At 64.5% G+C, this 18,241-nt stretch carries 22 protein-coding genes; 5 read left to right on the top strand and 17 right to left on the bottom strand.

Annotated features, from left to right (window positions below):
- Positions 1-61: 61 nt before the first annotated feature.
- Both hisN and RBB16_RS12695 read right to left on the bottom strand, forming a co-directional pair.
- On the bottom strand, positions 62-856 hold the full coding sequence (gene hisN, locus RBB16_RS12700; RefSeq protein WP_371931245.1) for a histidinol-phosphatase: 795 nt from the start codon (positions 854-856) through the stop codon (positions 62-64).
- Between the two features lie 87 nt (positions 857-943).
- Positions 944-1,309, bottom strand: a complete 366-nt coding sequence (locus RBB16_RS12695; RefSeq protein WP_071688357.1) for a helix-turn-helix domain-containing protein — start codon at positions 1,307-1,309, stop codon at positions 944-946.
- Between the two features lie 211 nt (positions 1,310-1,520).
- Here RBB16_RS12695 and RBB16_RS12690 point away from each other — a divergent pair, with 211 nt between their 5' ends.
- Positions 1,521-2,480, top strand: coding sequence for an NADPH:quinone oxidoreductase family protein (locus RBB16_RS12690; protein WP_306046521.1), 960 nt, complete (start codon positions 1,521-1,523; stop codon positions 2,478-2,480).
- On the opposite strand, the gene RBB16_RS12685 is transcribed toward RBB16_RS12690, so the two are convergent.
- The 11 genes from RBB16_RS12685 to RBB16_RS12635 all read right to left on the bottom strand — a co-directional run bounded on the left by RBB16_RS12685 (position 2,481) and on the right by RBB16_RS12635 (position 11,869).
- Positions 2,481-2,885: a universal stress protein gene (locus RBB16_RS12685; protein ID WP_306046520.1), complete on the bottom strand. Its 405-nt coding sequence runs from the start codon at positions 2,883-2,885 to the stop codon at positions 2,481-2,483. It abuts the gene before it with no gap.
- Between the two features lie 16 nt (positions 2,886-2,901).
- Positions 2,902-3,924, bottom strand: coding sequence for an Ldh family oxidoreductase (locus RBB16_RS12680; protein ID WP_306046519.1), 1,023 nt, complete (start codon positions 3,922-3,924; stop codon positions 2,902-2,904).
- A 60-nt stretch (positions 3,925-3,984) separates the two neighbouring features.
- Positions 3,985-5,166, bottom strand: coding sequence for a UxaA family hydrolase (locus RBB16_RS12675; RefSeq protein WP_306046518.1), 1,182 nt, complete (start codon positions 5,164-5,166; stop codon positions 3,985-3,987).
- 12 nt (positions 5,167-5,178) lie between these two features.
- Positions 5,179-5,469: a UxaA family hydrolase gene (locus RBB16_RS12670; RefSeq protein WP_306046517.1), complete on the bottom strand. Its 291-nt coding sequence runs from the start codon at positions 5,467-5,469 to the stop codon at positions 5,179-5,181.
- A gap of 18 nt (positions 5,470-5,487) precedes the next feature.
- A complete protein-coding gene (locus RBB16_RS12665; protein ID WP_306046516.1) occupies positions 5,488-6,477 on the bottom strand; it encodes an alcohol dehydrogenase catalytic domain-containing protein in 990 nt (329 codons plus the stop codon).
- Complete coding sequence (locus RBB16_RS12660) at positions 6,474-7,235, bottom strand: SDR family NAD(P)-dependent oxidoreductase (protein WP_306046515.1); 762 nt, start codon at positions 7,233-7,235, stop codon at positions 6,474-6,476. The genes RBB16_RS12665 and RBB16_RS12660 overlap by 4 nt, the downstream gene beginning before the upstream one ends.
- Before the next feature lies 1 nt (position 7,236).
- Entirely contained in the window at positions 7,237-8,544 is a 1,308-nt protein-coding gene (hisD, locus tag RBB16_RS12655) for a histidinol dehydrogenase (protein WP_306046514.1), read from the bottom strand.
- Positions 8,545-8,549: 5 nt separating this feature from the next.
- Positions 8,550-9,878 carry a TRAP transporter large permease gene (locus tag RBB16_RS12650; protein ID WP_371931244.1) on the bottom strand — a complete coding sequence of 443 codons (1,329 nt, stop codon included), beginning with the start codon at positions 9,876-9,878 and terminating at the stop codon, positions 8,550-8,552.
- 18 nt (positions 9,879-9,896) lie between these two features.
- Positions 9,897-10,412: a TRAP transporter small permease gene (locus RBB16_RS12645; protein ID WP_306046512.1), complete on the bottom strand. Its 516-nt coding sequence runs from the start codon at positions 10,410-10,412 to the stop codon at positions 9,897-9,899.
- A gap of 101 nt (positions 10,413-10,513) precedes the next feature.
- The gene (locus RBB16_RS12640) at positions 10,514-11,662 is read right to left on the bottom strand and encodes a TRAP transporter substrate-binding protein (RefSeq protein ID WP_071688368.1); all 1,149 of its coding nucleotides are present in this window, start codon (positions 11,660-11,662) and stop codon (positions 10,514-10,516) included.
- A gap of 27 nt (positions 11,663-11,689) precedes the next feature.
- The gene (locus RBB16_RS12635) at positions 11,690-11,869 is read right to left on the bottom strand and encodes a hypothetical protein (RefSeq protein WP_071688369.1); all 180 of its coding nucleotides are present in this window, start codon (positions 11,867-11,869) and stop codon (positions 11,690-11,692) included.
- Between the two features lie 157 nt (positions 11,870-12,026).
- Between RBB16_RS12635 and RBB16_RS12630 the strand changes: the two genes are divergently transcribed.
- Positions 12,027-13,064, top strand: coding sequence for a LacI family DNA-binding transcriptional regulator (locus RBB16_RS12630; protein WP_306046511.1), 1,038 nt, complete (start codon positions 12,027-12,029; stop codon positions 13,062-13,064).
- A 3-nt stretch (positions 13,065-13,067) separates the two neighbouring features.
- Here RBB16_RS12630 and RBB16_RS12625 read toward each other — a convergent pair whose 3' ends face one another.
- Positions 13,068-13,919, bottom strand: a complete 852-nt coding sequence (locus tag RBB16_RS12625; RefSeq protein ID WP_306046510.1) for a LysR family transcriptional regulator — start codon at positions 13,917-13,919, stop codon at positions 13,068-13,070.
- 83 nt (positions 13,920-14,002) lie between these two features.
- Between RBB16_RS12625 and RBB16_RS12620 the strand changes: the two genes are divergently transcribed.
- From RBB16_RS12620 to RBB16_RS12610, 3 genes are all read left to right on the top strand, one after another.
- On the top strand, positions 14,003-14,251 hold the full coding sequence (locus tag RBB16_RS12620) for a DUF1127 domain-containing protein (RefSeq protein ID WP_306046509.1): 249 nt from the start codon (positions 14,003-14,005) through the stop codon (positions 14,249-14,251).
- 150 nt (positions 14,252-14,401) lie between these two features.
- Positions 14,402-15,184 carry a Bax inhibitor-1/YccA family protein gene (locus tag RBB16_RS12615; RefSeq protein ID WP_071688372.1) on the top strand — a complete coding sequence of 261 codons (783 nt, stop codon included), beginning with the start codon at positions 14,402-14,404 and terminating at the stop codon, positions 15,182-15,184.
- A gap of 112 nt (positions 15,185-15,296) precedes the next feature.
- Positions 15,297-16,028, top strand: a complete 732-nt coding sequence (locus tag RBB16_RS12610) for an SGNH/GDSL hydrolase family protein (protein WP_306046507.1) — start codon at positions 15,297-15,299, stop codon at positions 16,026-16,028.
- Here the strand turns inward: RBB16_RS12610 and RBB16_RS12605 are convergent.
- The 3 genes from RBB16_RS12605 to chrA form a co-directional block, all read right to left on the bottom strand.
- Complete coding sequence (locus RBB16_RS12605) at positions 15,991-16,497, bottom strand: GNAT family N-acetyltransferase (RefSeq protein ID WP_306046506.1); 507 nt, start codon at positions 16,495-16,497, stop codon at positions 15,991-15,993. The two genes, RBB16_RS12610 and RBB16_RS12605, sit on opposite strands and share 38 nt — an antisense overlap.
- 79 nt (positions 16,498-16,576) lie before the next feature.
- The gene (gene rpmG, locus RBB16_RS12600) at positions 16,577-16,744 is read right to left on the bottom strand and encodes a 50S ribosomal protein L33 (RefSeq protein WP_007799108.1); all 168 of its coding nucleotides are present in this window, start codon (positions 16,742-16,744) and stop codon (positions 16,577-16,579) included.
- Positions 16,745-16,840: 96 nt separating this feature from the next.
- Positions 16,841-18,118, bottom strand: a complete 1,278-nt coding sequence (chrA, locus tag RBB16_RS12595; protein WP_306046556.1) for a chromate efflux transporter — start codon at positions 18,116-18,118, stop codon at positions 16,841-16,843.
- Positions 18,119-18,241: the final 123 nt, after the last annotated feature.

Genomic DNA, 18,241 nt, shown 5'->3' with positions numbered 1-18,241 from the left:
CAAAGGACTCGGGACACCGCGCGAAGCCAGAATAGGCCAGCCCCTTGCCGCGCTTCAAGTCTCAGACAGGCAGAAGCAGTTTCAGGGCCGCGCCATGCAATGCAGCGCTGGAGGCCGCCAGAACCTGCCCGCCCTCATGCACAGGGCCGCCTTGCCAATCGGTGACAATGCCGCCCGCCGCCTCGATCACTGCAATGGGCGCGGAAATATCATAGGCGTTCAGTCCCGCCTCGATCACCAGATCCACCTGCCCCGCCGCCAGCAGCGCATAGGCATAGCAATCCATGCCATAGCGGGTGAGCCGCACCCGGTCGCGGACCCGTTCGAAAGCCAGCCGCTCGGCCTCGGTCCCGACCTCGGGGAAGGTGGTGAACAGGGTCGCCTGCGCCAGCGACCCGGAGGGTCGCGCCCCGAGCGGCTCGGTTCCGTGGGGGCCGGTCAGCATGGCCCGCCCAAGGCCACCCTCGAACCGTTCACCGATATAGGGCTGGTCGATGAGGCCATAGATCGGCCCGTCCCTGTCCTGCAAGCCGATCAGAACGCCCCAGGTGGGCGTGCCGGAGATGAAACCGCGCGTGCCGTCGATCGGGTCGAGCACCCAGGTCAGGCCGCTTTGCCCCTCCGTCACCCCGTGTTCTTCGCCAAGGATCGCATCCTCGGGCCGACGTTCCGCCAGCACCGCGCGCATGGCAGTCTCGGCATCGCGGTCGGCAATGGTGACGGGGTCAAAGCCATCGTTCAGCTTGTTCTCTGCCGATAGCCCCGCGGCGCGAAAATGCGGCAGGGTGGCGCTGCGGGCGGCGTCGGCCATGGCGTGGGCCGTGGCCAGCAGCTCGGCGGCAAGCGCGGGGGACATCGTGGAACGGGTCAACATGGGCGGGCCTGTCTTGCGGAAAGCTCCCGCCTCGGGTGGCACGGGGCGCGCGCCCCGTCAAGCCAAGGCTCAGGCAGCGGCGCCCGACAGCACGCGGGCCAGTTCGAACAGCTGGCGGCGCTGGTTTTCCGGTATCGCGTAGTAAGAGCGCACCAGTTCCTGCGCTTCCTTGTCGGCCAGCACGTCGCCGGGCAGCGCTGTGCCCGCATCCACGCCACCTTCGAGCCCCTCGAAGAAGAAGCTGACAGGCACCTCCAGCGCGGCGGCGATTTCCCACATGCGGGACGCGCTGACACGGTTCATGCCAGTCTCGTATTTCTGGATCTGCTGGAACTTGATGCCGACCCGCTCGGCCAGTTGCTGCTGTGTCATCCCCACCATCCAGCGGCGGTGGCGCACACGTTTGCCAACATGGATATCTACCGGGTGTTTCATGGCTGTCTCCTGTCGCAGCGGCTGGCGGGTCCTGCACTCTGGCAGGCTACTGGATCTAGATAGGGTTGCACGGTCGGATGTCACGTCGCCCGATGTACTTGTCACGCACAATAAAATCCTTCGCGGTGAAATGCATTAGGACGCATTGTCCCGGTTGCATCGCGGCGCAGGGGCGCTAGCTTGCGTTGAATGTCCCGCAGGAGGATCCGCAATGCGCGCCTTTCGACTGAGCCGTTTCGACACCGCCCCCGCCGTGGAGGATATCGACACCCCCACCCCGAGACAGGGTGAAGCCCTGGTGCGGATCGCGGCCTGCGGGCTCAATTTCGCGGATCTGCTGATGCTGAAGGGAAGCTATCAGGACACGCCGGAGCTGCCCTTCACCATGGGCATGGAAATCGCGGGCACGGTCGAGGCACTTGGCCCCGACACGGACGGCCCCGCCCCCGGCACGCGGGTGGCGGTCTTTGCGGGCCAGGGCGGGCTGGCCGAGGCGGGGTGCTTTCCGGTCGACCGGATGACCCCCATCCCCGATGTGATGTCCTTCGAGGCGGCGGCGGGGTTCCTCGTGGCCTATGGCACCTCGCACCTGGCGCTTGGGCACCGGGCGCGGCTTCAAAAGGGCGAACGATTGCTGGTGCTTGGCGCGGCTGGCGGCGTCGGGCTGACGGCGGTGGAGATTGGCGCGCGGATGGGGGCGGAGGTCATCGCCTGCGCGCGCGGGGCGGCCAAGCTGGAGGTGGCCAGATCCGCCGGGGCCACGCATCTGATTGACAGCGAAACGCAGGATATCCGGGCCGAGGTGAAGGCGCTTGGCGGCGCGGATGTGGTCTATGACGCCGTGGGCGGCGATCAGTTCAAGGCGGCGCTGCGCGCGACCAATCCCGGCGGGCGGCTCATTCCCGTCGGATTTGCCAGCGGCGAGGTGCCCCAGATCCCCGCCAATATCCTGCTGGTGAAGAATCTCGACGTGATCGGGCTTTACTGGGGCGGCTACCTGACATTCGCACCCGAGGTGCTGACCCGCAGCCTCGCGCAACTGTTCGCCATGTACGAGGCCGGTGGTCTCAAGCCCCATATCGGCGCTGTCTATCCGTTGGATCAGGCTGCCGACGCCCTGGCGCTGCTCAAGTCCCGCAAATCCACGGGCAAGGTCGTCGTCACGCCCTGATCAGCGCAGCACATGCACGGCGCAAGGCGCGTGGCGCACGATCCGGGCAGAGGTGGAGCCGAGCAGGTAGTCGCCAATGCCGGGCTTGTGCGAACCGACGATGATCAGGTCCGCGCCCTCTTTCGCGGCGTAATCCGTCACGTCGCGGCCCGAGTGACCCTTGATGATTATCGGCGTCACGTCATCCGCGTCGCCGATGCGTTCGGCCAGACCGGCGCGCACCTTGTCCAGCGCCTGCCGAACAACCTCATCGGGCACATAGGCCCTCACTGATCCGTGCAGCGGTTCGAACACATGGAGCGCGATAATCTCGCCTCCGTCATCCTTCAGCTTGCGGGCAAGTTCCAGCGCTGTGGGGGCAAAGCCCTGATCGAGTGCCAGTGAGACGATAATCTTCTTGTACATGGGGTTTCTCCCTTTCCTAGGCCTGGGCCGCCGGGCGATCGGCCAGTTCGTGGGCAATGGCAAGATAGTGGACCGGCACGGTCAGCCCGTCCAGTTGGGCCGCCCGCAGCTGCTTTAGCCGCCTCTCTCCGGGCAGGCGTGTGCCGTCTTCACCCGTTACAAGCGACAGAAGCGTTTCCAGCCGCGCGGCGAAATCATGTGCAGGGCTGTCTGGCCGCAGGATCAGCAGGAATTGCCCGACGCCGGGGGGTGGACCGTCGGCGGTGAAGAAGGACCCGGCCTCGGCGCTGAAAGCAGCACTTGTCAGGACCGTGGACAGGATCTCGACCATCAGCGCCAGCGCCGTGCCCTTGGCCCCGCCAATGGGCATCATGGAGCCTTGCAGCGCCGCCTCCGGGTCCGTCGTTGGCTGGCCCTCGGCATCCAATGCCCAGCCTTCCGGGATCGGCTGGCCCGTCTTGCGGGCATGCATGAGCTTGCCGCGCGCCACTTGCGACAGCGACAGGTCGATGACCAGCGGATCGGCATTTTCTCGGGGGACCGCGAAGGCAATCGGGTTGGTGCCATAGACCGGCGCGGACCCGCCCCATGGCGCAATCGCCTTGGGGGTATTGGCCATCATGAGGCCAATGAAGCCCGCCCGCGCGATCCGGTCCACCTGCACGGACAATGCGCCTGCGTGGTGGGATCGGGTGATGGCCACCGAGGCCAAACCAAGCTCGCCAGCCACCCTCAGCCCCTCTGCGATGCCCAGATCGAGCGCGGGGAAGGCGAAGCCGTGATCGGCATCGACGGCCAGTTGCGTGGGCGAAAGCGTTTGGACGCGGGGAACAGCCCCGGCATTGACCTTTCCAGATCGGGCCTGCGCCATGTAGTCGGCCAACCGGGAAAACCCGTGGCCCACCTGCCCCTCCGCCTCGGCCTGCACGAGCGCCACGGCCACCGACCGGGCGGCGTCGCCGGTCAGGCCCGTGGCGCGGAAGGCGCGAAACAGAAGGTCGGTCGCATCGGCCATGCCGATACGGGTGGTCTGGGTCATGGCTCGGGGTCCGTGATCTGGTGCCGGGCGGCAGGGAAATCCGCCGCCCGGTCGGGGCGCTTACGCGCTGCGATAAAGCTTGGTCATCGAGAATTCCCGGTGCCCGAGCGCCTCCGCCGCCGTGTTGCGGCCATTGGCGGTGCGCCGGATCATCTCGATCAGGGCGTCGCCCGCCTCGTCGATGGTCTGGTCGCGGCGCAGGATGCCCGACACGTCCACGTCGATATGCTCACCCATGGTGCGCACGGTGCGCGGGTTCGCGGTGATCTTGATCACCGGAACGATCGGGTTGCCGACCACATTGCCCTGCCCGGTGGGGAAGGTGTGGATCACGGCGCCACCGGCGGCCATCAGAGTCACGCATTCGGCCGCGGCCGAGGAGCTGTCCATGAAGTAGAGCCCGTTGCCCGACGAGGGCTGCTCGGCCGGGTCGAGGATGTCGATATATTGCGACGTGCGACCGATCTTTTCGAGATTGCCAAGCGCCTTTTCCTCGATGGTCGTCAGGCCGCCCAGGATGTTGCCCTTGGTGGGCTGGCTGTCGGAAAGGTCATCGGTCTGGTGGGCGAAGATCACCTCGTCCTGATAGGCCTTCCACATCTTGTACCAGCGCTCGCCCACTTCCTCGTTGATCGCGCGCTTCTGGCAGATATGCTCCGCCCCGGTGATTTCCGAGGTCTCCCCGAAGAAGCCGGTGATCCCTTCGGGCAGCAGCTTGTCATACATGTTGCCGACCGTCGGGCAGGAGCCGAGACCGGTGGTGGTGTCGGATTCGCCGCATTTGGTGGAAACCCACAGTTCCGAGATCGAGCACTCTTCGCGTTGCACCTCGGTGGCCTTGTGGACGAAGTCCTTGGCGGCCCAACTGGCGGCGCGGATGGTTTCGAAATCGCCCTTCTGTTCGATCGAGAACTCGGCCACTTCCTTGCCGGTGGTGCGGATGCCGTCGGCAATGCGGCGGGTCCATTCCGGCTCGATCCCGATCACCACGACCGAATGCACATTGGGGTTGGACCCGGTACCGATCATGGTGCGGAAATGGGTTTCGAGGTCTTCACCGAACTGGAGGCGGCCATAGGCGTGGGGCAGCGCCATCGTGCCCTTGACGTTGTTGGCCACGGCCTCACAGGCCGCGTTCGAGATGTCATCCACAGGCAGGATGATCACGTGATTACGCACACCCACGCGGCCGTTTTCGCGCCGGTATCCCATGAAGGTGATGTTGGAATATTTCGATGCCATGTCCTTGGCTCCTTACCAGCGCTTGGTTTTACAGTTGTGGGTGTGCACATGCGCGCCCTTGGGGATGTCGGCGATGATCTTGCCGATGTCCTCGCCGTACTTGATGGCGGTGTCGCCTTCCTTGAGGTCCTTGAGCGCGATCTTGTGCCCGATCGGCACATCCGCCCCGGCGGTCAGCGTGAAGGTGGAGTTGTCATGGGTCACGCAGCAGAACATCTCGGTGCCTGCGGTGAGCCCCTCGACCACGACCACGCCGACATTGTCTTCGTGATCATGCACCAGAAGATGCGGGATGTTTGACATTGGTCTTCTTTCCTCGTGTCAGGGTTTGAGAATGATTTTCGGGGCAGGAACCTGTCCGCCCCGGATGTCGGCAAAGGCCTGCTGGCCTTCTGCCAGGTGGCGCGTTTCGGTCCAGTCGAGGGGACCGAGCGCGCCGGAGAACATGGCCGCGCAGGTGTCGCGGAAATCCTGTGCGGTGTAGGTGTAGGTGCCGATGAAGGTGATCTCCTGCAGGGTCATCCGCCGGATATCGAGCCCGCCTTCGGAGGCCCCAAGCCCGATATGGCCGATCACGCCGCCGGGGCGGGTATGGGCCGAGGCGGTGGCGCGGGTGGCGGGGTAGCCCACCCCGTCGATCACCAGATCGACCATGTGACCGGCGGCCAGATCGTCGGGCGCGATCACGTCGAAGCCGCGTGTCTTCAGGTATTCGGCCCGGATCGGGTTGGGTTCGATCACCTGCACCTGCGGAACACCCTGTGCATTCAGACTGAGCGCGGCACCGACGCCGATGGGACCGCCACCAATGACAAGGGCCGTGAGGCCCTCGCGCGGCTCATCACGCAGCACGTCGAGCGCCAGACGCACCGTATGCCAGCCGCAGGCAATGGGTTCGGCCAGCGAGGCCTGTTCCAGCGTCACGTGGTCGGGCACGGTCACAAGGTTGCCTTCGGGCATCGCTACAAGCTGCGCAAACGCGCCTTCTCGCGGCGGCATGGAGATGATTTGGCGGCTGGTGCAGAGGTTCTCGCGCCCCGTGGTGCAGGGCTTGCAGCTGCCGCAGGTGACAAGCGGATTGATCGTCACCCGTTCACCATCGCGCGCGCCGCCCATGATCACGCCTGCTGCCTCGTGGCCCAGGATCAGCGGCGCGGGGCGGCGTTCGTCATGGCCCAGAAAGGCATGCATGTCGGACCCGCAGATGCCGACACTGTCGACGCGGATCATGACCTCGCCCGCGCCCGCAACCGGATCGGGGCAGTCGGTGACCATCAGGGCCTCGGGCCCGGTATAGACAAGTGCTTTCATTTGGCCGTGAACCCCCCGTCCACCATCAGGATTTGCCCGGTCACGTAGGACGAGGCGTTCGAGGCCAGGAACAGAAGCGGCCCGTCGATGTCGCTGAGTGCCCCGTTGCGGCCGATGCAGGTTTGCGCCGCGTTGCGGGCGGCGCGGTCCGGGTCGCTGAACACGGCCCCCGTCAGCTCGGTCGGGAAGAACCCCGGCCCGATGGCGTTTGCCGTGATGCCGTGGGGCGACCAGGCCTCGGCCATGGCACGCGTCAGCTGCGCGATGCCGCCCTTGCTGGCGCCGTAGGCGATGCCGCCCGGAAACGCCCGAGTGGATTGCAGCGAAGCGAAGTTGACGATCCGGCCCCAGCCTTTTTCCTTCATCCCCGGCGCCAGCATCTGCGCAAGGAAGAAGGGCACCGAGAGGTTCAGCTCCAGCGTGACGTCCCAGCCTGCTTCCGTGACCTCGTCAGCGGGCTGACGGGTGTTGATCCCCGCCGCCGTCACGAGGATATCGGGCGCACCAAAAGGGGCGGAGAGACGCTCGGCCAGTCCCTCGCGCGCTACGCGGTCGGCAAGGTCGCAGGCCACCACGGCGGCCCGCTCGCCGGTTTCCGCCTGCCAGTCGGCCAGCGCCTCGGCCCGGCGGGCAACGCCCACGACGCAAGCGCCCGCCGCCGCCAGAACCGACGCGGCCCGACGCCCGAGGCCGGAACTGGCCCCGGTGACGCAGGCCACGCGGCCCGTCAGGTCGAAGAGGCCGGATGGGTTGTCCATGTCAGGCCTCGGCGCTGAGGTCGAAGACCTCGTCGGGGAAATATTTGTGCAACCGGATATCGGCGGTGCGGGCATGGCCCTCCATCCCCTCCAGCCGGGCGATGCGCGCAGTGGCCTCGGCCACGGGCTTGGCGCCTTCGCGCGTGGCGCGCTGCCATGTCACGATCTTCATGTATTTGTGCACGCTGAGCCCGCCGGTATAGCTGGCCGCGCCCGAGGTGGGCAGAACGTGGTTCGTCCCCGACGCCTTGTCGCCAAAGGCCACGGTGGTTTCTTCCCCAAGGAAGAGCGAGCCGTAGCAGGTCAGCCGGTCGAGCCACCAATCGAGGTCTTCGGCCTGCACCGTCAGGTGTTCCGGCGCGTAATCGTCGGAACAGGTCGCCATTTCCTCACGATCCGCGCAGAGGATCACCTCGGCATAGTCGCGCCAGGCGGCGGTGGCGTTATCGCGGTTGACCTCGGGCAGATCGTTGATCAACTCGGGCACCAGACGCATGACCTCCTCGGCCAGCGCGCGGTCATCCGTCACCAGCCAGACGGGCGAGTTATAGCCATGCTCCGCCTGCCCCACGAGATCGGTCGCCACCACCATCGGATCGGCGGTGCTGTCGGCCAGGATCAAGCTGTCGGTTGGCCCTGCGATCATGTCGATCCCGACGCGACCGAAGAGGATGCGCTTGGCCTCTGCCACGAACTGGTTGCCGGGACCGACGAGGATGTTGGCCTTGGGCAGACCGAAGAGGCCGAAGGTCATCGCCGCCACGCCCTGCACGCCGCCCATGGCCATGATCTTGTCAGCGCCGCAGATATGGGCTGCATAGATGATCGCGGGTGCCACGCCCACGCCGGGATGCGGAGGCGAACAGGCGGTGATGTGACGGCAGCCCGCGACCTTGGCGGTGGTCACGGTCATGATGGCGCTGGCGACGTGGCTGTAACGCCCGCCGGGCACGTAGCAGCCCGCTGCGTCCACGGGGATGGCCTTCTGCCCCGCGATCAGCCCCGGCACCACCTCGTATTCCACATTGGCGACGGTTTCCTTCTGACGCTCGGCAAAACGCTTCACGTTGTCATGGGCAAAGCGGATATCGGCCTTGAGCTTTTCGGGCACCAGTGCGCAGGCAGCCTCGATTTCCTCGGGCGACAGGATGATGCTGCCCTCGTATTTGTCGAACTTCGCGGCATATTCCAGTGCCTTGGCGTCCCCGCCCTGCTCGATGTCGTCAAGGATGCCCTGCACGATCTTGTGCGTCTCGGAGGCGTCGCTTTTCGAGGTCAGGGTAGCTTTCTTGAGATACTCTCTCGGCATTTCGGTTACCTGTATAGTTCGGGAAGAAGAGTGGTGGAGATCGCGGGGACATAAGCGATCAGCAGTGTCACGATCAGCATGAAGAAGACGAAGGGGATGGCCCGGTGCGCGATCCTGAGGATCGACTCGCCGGTAATCCCTGACACCACGAAGAGGTTGAGCCCGAGCGGCGGGGTGATGAAGCCCACACCGAGCGCGGTGATCATCATGATGCAGAACTGAACCTCGTTCATGCCGATATTGTCAGCGAGCGGCTTCAGGATCGGCGCGAGGATCACGATGTTGGGCGTGGTTTCCATGACGCAGCCCGCCGCGATCAGGATCAGCACCATCATGCCAATGAGCACGTACTCGTTGTCGGAAAGCGAGGTCAGCGCCCCCACGAAGCCCTGCGGCACGCCGATGATGGCGAGCGCCTCGGCCAGCGGGATGGAAAACGCGATGATGGGCAGGATCACCCCATTGACCTTGGCGGAGCTGACCAGCATGGCCGGGAAGTCCGACAGTTTCAGCGTGCCAAGGATGAAGCCCATGACGATGGTCACGACCACGGCGACAGCGCCCGCCTCGGTCGGGGTCAGGCGACCCGAGAAGATGCCGTAGAAGATGATGCCGGGCACGAGGAAGGCGTACCAGCCGGATTTGATCGTCCGCCACAGGTTCGCACGCCATTCCGCAGGGGTCATGATGCCGCCGCCTTCCCAGGCGTTGAGGCGGTTCATGACAACGTTGGTCGCAAGGATCGACAGCAGGATCAGGATGCCGGGAATGAGGGCAGCAAGGAACAGGGTCGAGACCGCTATACCCAGGACAAGGCCGATGATGATATAGGCGATCGAGGGCGGAATGAGGATGCCGGTACAGGCCCCCGCCGCGACAAGCGCACAGGCATAGGGGCGCGGGTAGCCGCTCTCGACCAGACGGTCGATGGTCATCCGGCCCACGGCGGCGGCCCCGGCGGCGTCGGAACCCGAGATCGCCGCGAACATGCCGCAGACTAGAACCGTGGCAGAACCAAAGCCGCCCTTCGCCCAACAGGTCAGCGCCTCGGCCACGTCGAGGAATTTTCGGGACAACCCGGTGCGCACCAGCACGTCACCGGTCAGGATGAACAGGGGCACGGCGGTCAGCGCGAAGGCGTCAATGCCGCTGAAGAGCTTTTCACCCAAAAGGCTGAGCGGCAGCGCGCCGGACCAGACCAGCATGAGGATCGTCGATACACCGATCGAGGCCCAAACGGGCACCGCCAGGGCGACCAGAACGACGAAGATAAGTACGGGGCCGTAGAAATCCCATCCAAGCTGAAGGGAGGTTTCCTGCAGGGCTTGCCACATCATGGTGCAGATCCTCCCTTAATCGAAGAGTTTGTCGCCTTCGTAAACGGGCCGGCCGTTACGAAGGTCAGAGATGTCACGAAGGAAGGATTGCACCAGCCGGAAGATGACGAGGGCAAACCCGAAGGGCACGGCGAAAAGGAAGAAGTAGTAGCCGATGCGCAGACCATGCGTGACCGAGCCGAAGACCCAGGACACGTGCACCGCCTCCCACGACCAGTAGAGCGCGATCACGGAAACGCAGAACATGACGATGTCGCCGAAGATGTAGAGCAGCGCCTTCACCCGTGGCCCGACATAATTCATGATCACGTCGATACGGATATGGCCCCTCTCGCGCACGGCGGCGGCGGCGCCGATCCAGGCGAGATAGATGAAGGAATAGCGGACGATTTCTTCGCCCCAGATCGAGGAATAGGACAGGATTTCCCGCCGCAGCACCTCGATGGCCATGGTAACCACCAGCATCACGTAGAAAACAAGCAGGAGCCAGCGCTCCGCGTTCCTGTCTATGGCTTCATACAGTCTGGACATGGCCCCTCCACCCGGCTTGCCGGCTCCATCTCGTCACACGCTGTGGGAGTTGGGATAAGGACCGGCGCACCACCTGCGCGCCGATCCGGGTTGTGTTGGTCTTACGCGTCGTGCACGTAGTAGCGGCCCATGGTGCCTGCGGCCTCTTCGAGGCGTGCGAAGGTTTCCATGGATCCGGCGAGTTCCATCTTGAACTCGTCCCATTCGCTGCGCTGGTAGCCACCGACCTCTTGCCATTCGGCAAGCTGGTCGTCGCTGAGCGAGTGGAATTCCACACCGTTGGCAATCAGCTGCGCCATGGCGTAGGAACGCGCCGCCGGAACCTTGGCGAGGTTCTGGGCCTGGGTGATTTCCCCTGCGAACTCAATGCCTTCCTGCACGTCGGCAGGCAGTGAGTTGAACCATTCGAGGTTGATAGAATAGACCTGACTGTCCGGCACCGCCTGGGTGAAGGTCACGTGGCTGAGGATTTCACCGAAGCCGAAGACATGCAGCGCGCCGACCGACGGGTCGAGCGCATCGGCCACACCCTGACGGATCGCCGACGGGGTTTCGCCCCATGCCACCGGGGTCGGGTTGGCGCCGACCATGCGGTAATACTGCTGCAGCATGGCGGACCCCGGAACGCGGAACTTGACGCCTTCCATATCGGCCGGGGTGATGATGGCATCGCCGCCACGACGGACCGCGACAACACGCGGGTCGATCACGATGTAGAACAGCGATTTGAAGCCTGCCTGCGCGATGCGCGGGTCCACTTCGGCCTTCCACGCCTCGGAGCTGGTGAGGTTGGTGAACCGCTGGTTGGAGCCGCAGAAATACGGCAGGTTGATCAGGTCCACCACGCTGGCGAAGGGGGCGAAGTTGGACAGCGAGTGCTGCGCACACTGGATGGTGCCGCCCTGCACCGCCTGAACCAGAGCACCGCCCGCGCCGAGTTGGCCGCCGGGGGCAAGGCGCACATAGACTTTGCCGTTGGTCATGTTCTGGATGTTTTCCTTCAGGTCCAGCTGCATGATCGGATAGCTGCGCGACGCGCCAAGCACGTAAGCGGTGGCCAGCGTCATGATGTGATCGGCGGCATCCTCACGCTCGCGCTCCTCCTGCGCGGTTTGTGCGACGGCCTGATCGGACCACAGAACGCCCCCTGCCCCGGCAACCATTGCAGCGGTAAAGCCACCGGTCCCTGCCAGCTTGAGGAAATTCCGCCGTTCGGCCGATTTCAGCTCCTGCTTGTCTTTGAAGTCCATTCCGCTTCCTCCCTTAGTTTCGCGGTCTTATTCGTCAGCGTTGCGCCGGGCCTCTGCCTTCAGAATGCCGGACACGAACGTGATGGATGTCAGGAAGAGGACGATCATTTCAGCCACATCGCCCATGAACGCGGCATTGGCGAAAGCGCCAAGCACGACATTGGCAAGGAAGATCAGAAACAAGACTGCTGAAATTGCGAAGACCATGGTTCCTCCCGAACTCGGCAAAAGTGCCGATTCGAGATCAGTGTAAGCGCTTACACGACATCGTGCAAGCGCTTACACTTGTGCTTTACCCTCGCGGCACCGTAACGTAGCGGGTAAAGACAGCCGACATAACGAGACCAAAGGCACTGACCGAGATATGACCGCCAAGGCCCCCCAGGCCCCGCGCCCCGTTCCCACGCTGGAAGATGTTGCCCGTCTGGCAGGTGTGTCGACGGCGACGGTCTCGCGCTGCCTGAACACGCCCGACCGGGTGGTGAAAAGCACGCGCGACAGGGTGATGTCGGCGGTGGACCAGTTGGGATACGCGCCCAATTTCGGGGCACGGGCCCTGGCGGCGAAACGCACCAATACCATCGGCGCGATCATCCCGACGATGGAAAACGCGATCTTCGCGCGCGGGCTTCAGGCCTTTCAGGAAGAGCTTGGGCTGCACGGCATGACCCTGCTGGTCGCCAGTTCTTCCTACAGTGAGGATGTGGAACGGGAACAGATCCGCACCCTGTGCGCACGGGGGGCCGACGCGCTTTTGCTGATCGGTCACCATCGCAGCCAGGGGACGCTGGATTTTCTGGAGGCGCGCTCGGTGCCGGTGCTGGTGGCCTGGGTCTATGACCCCGACAAGCCGCAACCCTCCATCGGTTTCGACAACCGCGCCGCCATGCGCGAGATGGCGGAACTGGTGATCGCCAAGGGCCACCGGCGGATCGGCGTCATCTCGGCCCCCTGCGATTCCAATGACCGGGCCAGCGAACGGGTGCAGGGCATCCGCGAGGCGATGGCGGCGCATGCTCTGCCCGCCGACGCGATGGCGCTGCACGAGACCCCCTATTCCATCGAGAACGGCGCTGCCGCCTTTCGGCAGGTGATGGACAGCCCAGATCCGCCAACAGCCGTGATGTGCGGCAATGACGTGCTGGCCGTGGGCGCGTTGCGCGCGGCGCGTCAGATGGGGTTGTCGGTGCCGGGCGACGTGTCGATCACCGGGTTCGACGATATCGAACTTGCGCAACTGGTCGATCCGCCCCTGACCACCGTCCACGTCCCGCATCGCGATATGGGGCGCATGGCAGCGCGGCTATTGGTGCAACAGCTCAACGGTGATGGCCCGATGGCCAGCACCCGGCTGGACACCTACCTGTGCGACCGAGAGACGCTCGGACCCGCGCCGCGCTAGGGCTCACATCGCCCGATAGGCCTGCCGCACCATCTCGGCCAGCGCCTGCACGGGTTCCTCCTTGGCCAGTTCCGCACCGTACATGTTGATCTTGATCGACGGCAGATCAGGCAAGGCACCGTGGTGATGGATGCGTTCCACATAGGGCGGCTCGGCCCCCTCGACACAGGCATGCACTGCCAGATCGGCACTGATCGAGGCCTCTACCGTGCGGGAATTGTCGCTTTCCACCGCCATTTCCCAGCTGATCCCCGCGTTATCCAGTGCCTCCTGCACCGGTTTGCGGAAGATGCAGAGTTGCTCGAAGGCCAGCCGCAGGGGACGCTGCCGCCATTCATTGCCCTTGATCGCCCCCACCCAGACCAGCGGGCGTTCCTGCAAGGTCTCGCCGCCGCTGTCGAGCGCGCCTTCCGTGGTCAGGGCAAGATGCACCTCGCCGCGTTCCAGCATCCGGCGCAGCCGCGAGGTGTAGGAGCTGACAAGCTGTACCTTCATCCTCGGGAAGGCCGCGTTGAACCGGTGCAGCACCTGCGGAATGGCGGGGTAGACGATGTCGTGGGGCACCCCGAGAAACAGCTCGCCCTCGAAATCCTGAGACGTGAGCCGCGCCAGCACCTCGTCATTGAGGGCGAGCATCCGGCGTGCATAGCTGAGCATCTGTTCGCCGGAATTGGTCAGCGCCATCTTGCGGGCCGACCTGTCCAGAAGGGACACGCCGATGCTTTCCTCCAATCGCTTGAGCTGCATCGACACCGCCGATTGCGTCAGGTTCAGCAGCCCGCTGGCCTTGGTCACGCCCCCCGCATCGGCCACAGTGACGAAGGCGCGCAGGGCGGTCATGTCGAGATTGCGCATTTCATCAAGCCTTGTGATTATAACTTTCAAAAACATTCATTTTCATAATGCACAAACCCGCCCTATGTATCAACCATCGAAATATGACAAACGCCGACAATCACGAACTGGAACATCCCATGGCCTATGCAATCGCACGCTCTTCGATCTCCGCCCCCCGCCGGTCTGGCGGGATCGCCTTTTTCCGTGCCGCCGTGGCCGCATGGCGCCAGCGCCGCGCGCTGGAACGTCTGGATGCCAATGCCCGCCGCGATCTTGGCCTGAGCCAGGCCGACGTTACCCGCGAAATCAACCGCCCCGCATGGGACGTGCCGCAAAGCTGGCTGGTCTGATCCCGCACCTTCCAAGCCACACGCCGTAAAAAGACTGTTCTCCCTGTCCGGCGGAGCTTGAAATAGCGCCCTGTCTTACCGATATTGTCAGGTAAGGCGGGGCGTTTTGCGTTTCCGCCACCACTCATATGCCTTTCTTCGGAGGACCAGATGGCACAATTCGACACGATCCGCGCCGGCGCAGGTGGCGTCAGCGCCGCCCAGATCGACGCGGGCCTGCGCGCCCACATGAACAAGGTCTACGCGACCATGTCCATCGGCATGCTCATTACAGCGCTTGCTGCTTGGGCCATCGCAGGCCTTGCCGTGACCACCGATCCCGTTGGCGCAACCTACATGCTGCGTGAAGGCGAATACCTCTCTGGCGTGGGTGAGGCTATCTATCTCAGCCCGCTGAAATGGGTTGTGATGTTCGGCCCGCTGGCCTTCCTGTTCTTCGGTTGGGGCGCGCTCATGAGCCGTGGTTCGGCTGCCGCGGTGTCGTTCGGCTTCTTCGTCTTCGCCGCTGCGATCGGCGTGTCGATGAGCTCGATCTTCCTCGTCTACACCGATTACTCGATCGTGCAGACCTTCCTCGTGACCGCAATCGCCTTCGCCTCGCTCAGCCTCTATGGCTACACGACGAAGCGCAACCTGTCGGGCATGGGCACCTTCCTGATGATGGGTGTGATCGGGCTGCTGATCGCGATGATCGTGAACATCTTCCTGCAATCGCCTGCGATGATGTTCGCCATTTCGGCCATCGGTGTGCTGATCTTCGCGGGTCTGACCGCGTTCTACACGCAGGACATCAAGAACACCTACGTGGCCCACGCCATGCATGGCGATCAGGAATGGCTGGAAAAAGCCGCCATCGACGGCGCGCTCAGCCTCTACATCAGCTTCCTGAACATGTTCCAGTTCCTGCTGATGTTCATGGGCTCGCAGGAATAACACCTTTACTGACGAAACGAATTGAGGCCGGGGATCATCCCCGGCCTTTTTCTTTGCCCCCTGACGCCATGTCGCCGGTTCCCTTGTGCCGCCCTGCCCCTATCCTGCCGTCATGGATCGCCTGCTTGCCCCGCTTCTGTCGCCTCTCCTGATCGCCCAGGCCCTGCGGCTGCGCGCCCGTGCGCTGCGCCTGCCGGAACCGCCCGGCCCACGACGCGGTGAGCTCGGTCGAGGGCCTGATTTGCGCCTGCTGATCCTTGGCGACAGCTCTGCCGCAGGGGTGGGGGCCGCGCATCAAGGGGAGGCGCTGAGTGGTCAGCTTGCCGCTGCCCTCGCCCCACATCGCCGCCTGACCTGGCAGTTGGAGGCGAGGACCGGCGCCACCAGCCGCAGCACGCTGACCCGGCTGGAGACCCTGCCCCGGCAGCACTTCGACATCGTCCTGCTGGTTCTGGGGGTCAATGACGTGACCAGCTTCGCTCCGCTGACGCGCATCCTTGCCGACCGGGCGCAGATCGCGCAGGAGGTCGCGGCGCGGCTCAACACCCCCAACCTGATCATCACCGGCATCCCGCCGCTTGCGCAATTCCCGCTGCTACCCGATCCCCTGCGCTGGATTCTGGGGCAACGGGCGGCGCGGCTGGAACGCCAGCTGCACGCGCAGGCGGAGCGCGCGGGGCATCTCTACCTGCCCTTCAGCATGCCGATGCAGCCCGATCTGATGGCCGAGGACGGATTCCACCCCGCGCCCCAGGCCTATGCCCTCTGGGCCAAAGCCCTGACCCCTCATCTTCTGATGACAGCCCCTAGAGCGCCCGGATCATCCGCACCGCCGGGAAGTTGACATCAGGGGCCATGGCGATGATCTCCTCCCGCTCCACCGCAAAGCCCATGGCCGCGTAGAAGCGCACGGCGGTCAGCGTTGACAGGGCCACCAGTTGCGTCAGCCCGGCGGCTCGCGCTTCCTCGAAAGATCGGCGCATGATCGCCGCCGCCAGCCCCTGCCGCGTGGCCTGCGGATGTGTCACCACGTGACGGATTTGGCCCGTGCCAGTCGGTTCCGCCTGATGCGGGCTTTCTACCGTCCAGCCGCCTGCCGCAAGGGGGGCGCCACCATCCTCGGGCTCTGCAAGGTAATAGCTGCCTGAGACCAGAAGGCCCGGATTGGCGCGGGCGATCAACGGTAGGGCGCGGGCCAACAGATCCGGCGCGTAGTCGGCCGCCAGCAACACCGGGTAGCTGTCCATGAACAGCCGGTTCAGCGGCTCCAGATCAGCCGCATGCGTTTTGCGGATGCGCATGTTTCCAGCCATGGTCCTTCCCCAAATAGAAACCGGGCCGCGACTGGTTTCAGCGCGGCCCGGTTCAAAGACTTACCTGGAAAGGGTCAGATCACTTGATCTTGCCTTCCTTGTATTCCACGTGCTTGCGCACGACCGGGTCATACTTCCGTACGGTCATTTTCTCGGTCATGGTGCGTGCATTCTTCTTGGTCACATAGAAGTGGCCGGTGCCCGCCGTGGAATTCAGGCGGATCTTGATTGTGGTCGGCTTCGCCATGTCAAACTCCTGCAAAGCGGGGCGCGCGGGGGGCAGACGATCCCAAGCGCTCGTATCTCTGGTTGAGCGCGTCTTTTACCCTTGCGCGATGTGGTGTCAACCGAAAAGGGGCAGAATTCCGAGGCTCCAGACCGCTCCGGCCGCTGCCATGGTGCCAAGAACCGCCAGAAGGTCCCATTTGCGCTGCATCAGAAGCCAAGCCGCCAGCCCCGCCAACAGAATCGCGCCGGGGTCGATTGTCGACAGTTCTGGCAACCAGAGCGTGGCGGGGCCAAGCGCCGTTGGCGTGACATCCGTGAAAAAGACATGCAGCGCGAACCAGATCGACAGATTCAGAATCACCCCGACCACGGCGGCCGTGATCCCCGACAGCGCCCCGTTGAGACGCGGCTGCGCGGTGATCCACTCCACATAAGGCGCGAAGGCAAAGATCCACAGGAAGCAGGGCATGAAGGTGACCCACAGCGTCACGCAGGCCGCCAGCAGGCCGAGCCCCAGCCCCCCCTGCCCGGCCCCGGCCAGGAACCCGACGAACTCCGTCACGAGAATCAGGGGCCCCGGCGTGGTTTCCGCCAACCCGAGCGCATCCATCATCTGCCCGGTGGTCAGCCAGCCGAAATCGCCCACCACCTGCTGCACCATATAGGCCAGCACCGCATAGGCCCCGCCGAAGGTGACGACGGCCAGCTTGGAAAAGAAAAGCCCCACCTCGGTCAGCACGCTGTCCGGCGCGATTCCCCACAGCAGGGCCAGCGGCCCCAGCCAGAGCGCGCCCCAGATCAGGACGGTCCGCAGACTGCGCATCAGGGAAACGGGCGGCGCTTCCGCGTCTTCTGCCTTGCGGCCCATCCACAATGCCCCGAGCAGCGCCGCGACCGCGATGACCAGCGGAAATGGCAAGCCGAAGGCGAAGAGCCCGAGAAACGCCAGCGCCGCCAACCCATAGGCCAACCGCCCCTTCAGGGCCTTGCGGCTGACCCGCAACAGCGCCTCGATGACGACGATGATCACGGTGGCCTTGATGCCGAGGAACAGCGCCGCGACCAGTGGCATCTGCCCGAAACTGACATAGAGCGCCGCCAGCAGCATCACCACCAGTGCCCCCGGCGCCACGAACAACCCGCCCGCGATCAGCCCGCCCCGCGTGCCATCCCGCCGCCAGCCCGCATAAGTCGCCAGTTGCATCGCCTCTGGCCCGGGCAACAGCATGGTGAAGGACAGGGCCCCCAGGAATTGCCGCTCGCTCAGCCAGTCCCGCCGCTCGACCAACTCGCGATGCATCAGCGCGATCTGTGCAGCCGGTCCGCCGAAAGACAGAAGCCCGATCCGCCCGAACACGCGGATCATCTCCGCCACATCCTGCCGCGTCTGCATATTGGGACCCACCTGTTGCCACTGAGCCCAGAAACCGGCATTGGCCCGCGAAGACAACCCCCCCCGTGTCTTCATGGCACCGATAAGTGCAGCGGATTTGCAAGAGCGTTTTGCGCGGCCCGG

The sequence above is a fragment of the Nioella sp. MMSF_3534 genome, from assembly GCF_030732985.1.
In the GTDB taxonomy this organism is placed as follows: Bacteria; Pseudomonadota; Alphaproteobacteria; order Rhodobacterales; family Rhodobacteraceae; genus Nioella.
The sequence above is the reverse complement of the archived record's forward strand: the minus strand, read 5'-3'. Positions and strand labels throughout refer to the sequence as shown.

Coding starts and splice junctions, on each gene's coding strand:
- hisN (WP_371931245.1), bottom strand. CDS start 856: ATGTCCCCCGCGCTTGCCGCCGAGCTGCTGGCCACGGCCCACGCCATG.
- RBB16_RS12695 (WP_071688357.1), bottom strand. CDS start 1,309: ATGAAACACCCGGTAGATATCCATGTTGGCAAACGTGTGCGCCACCGC.
- RBB16_RS12690 (WP_306046521.1), top strand. CDS start 1,521: ATGCGCGCCTTTCGACTGAGCCGTTTCGACACCGCCCCCGCCGTGGAG.
- RBB16_RS12685 (WP_306046520.1), bottom strand. CDS start 2,885: ATGTACAAGAAGATTATCGTCTCACTGGCACTCGATCAGGGCTTTGCC.
- RBB16_RS12680 (WP_306046519.1), bottom strand. CDS start 3,924: ATGACCCAGACCACCCGTATCGGCATGGCCGATGCGACCGACCTTCTG.
- RBB16_RS12675 (WP_306046518.1), bottom strand. CDS start 5,166: ATGGCATCGAAATATTCCAACATCACCTTCATGGGATACCGGCGCGAA.
- RBB16_RS12670 (WP_306046517.1), bottom strand. CDS start 5,469: ATGTCAAACATCCCGCATCTTCTGGTGCATGATCACGAAGACAATGTC.
- RBB16_RS12665 (WP_306046516.1), bottom strand. CDS start 6,477: ATGAAAGCACTTGTCTATACCGGGCCCGAGGCCCTGATGGTCACCGAC.
- RBB16_RS12660 (WP_306046515.1), bottom strand. CDS start 7,235: ATGGACAACCCATCCGGCCTCTTCGACCTGACGGGCCGCGTGGCCTGC.
- hisD (WP_306046514.1), bottom strand. CDS start 8,544: ATGCCGAGAGAGTATCTCAAGAAAGCTACCCTGACCTCGAAAAGCGAC.
- RBB16_RS12650 (WP_371931244.1), bottom strand. CDS start 9,878: ATGTGGCAAGCCCTGCAGGAAACCTCCCTTCAGCTTGGATGGGATTTC.
- RBB16_RS12645 (WP_306046512.1), bottom strand. CDS start 10,412: ATGTCCAGACTGTATGAAGCCATAGACAGGAACGCGGAGCGCTGGCTC.
- RBB16_RS12640 (WP_071688368.1), bottom strand. CDS start 11,662: ATGGACTTCAAAGACAAGCAGGAGCTGAAATCGGCCGAACGGCGGAAT.
- RBB16_RS12635 (WP_071688369.1), bottom strand. CDS start 11,869: ATGGTCTTCGCAATTTCAGCAGTCTTGTTTCTGATCTTCCTTGCCAAT.
- RBB16_RS12630 (WP_306046511.1), top strand. CDS start 12,027: ATGACCGCCAAGGCCCCCCAGGCCCCGCGCCCCGTTCCCACGCTGGAA.
- RBB16_RS12625 (WP_306046510.1), bottom strand. CDS start 13,919: ATGCGCAATCTCGACATGACCGCCCTGCGCGCCTTCGTCACTGTGGCC.
- RBB16_RS12620 (WP_306046509.1), top strand. CDS start 14,003: ATGACAAACGCCGACAATCACGAACTGGAACATCCCATGGCCTATGCA.
- RBB16_RS12615 (WP_071688372.1), top strand. CDS start 14,402: ATGGCACAATTCGACACGATCCGCGCCGGCGCAGGTGGCGTCAGCGCC.
- RBB16_RS12610 (WP_306046507.1), top strand. CDS start 15,297: ATGGATCGCCTGCTTGCCCCGCTTCTGTCGCCTCTCCTGATCGCCCAG.
- RBB16_RS12605 (WP_306046506.1), bottom strand. CDS start 16,497: ATGGCTGGAAACATGCGCATCCGCAAAACGCATGCGGCTGATCTGGAG.
- rpmG (WP_007799108.1), bottom strand. CDS start 16,744: ATGGCGAAGCCGACCACAATCAAGATCCGCCTGAATTCCACGGCGGGC.
- chrA (WP_306046556.1), bottom strand. CDS start 18,118: ATGCAGACGCGGCAGGATGTGGCGGAGATGATCCGCGTGTTCGGGCGG.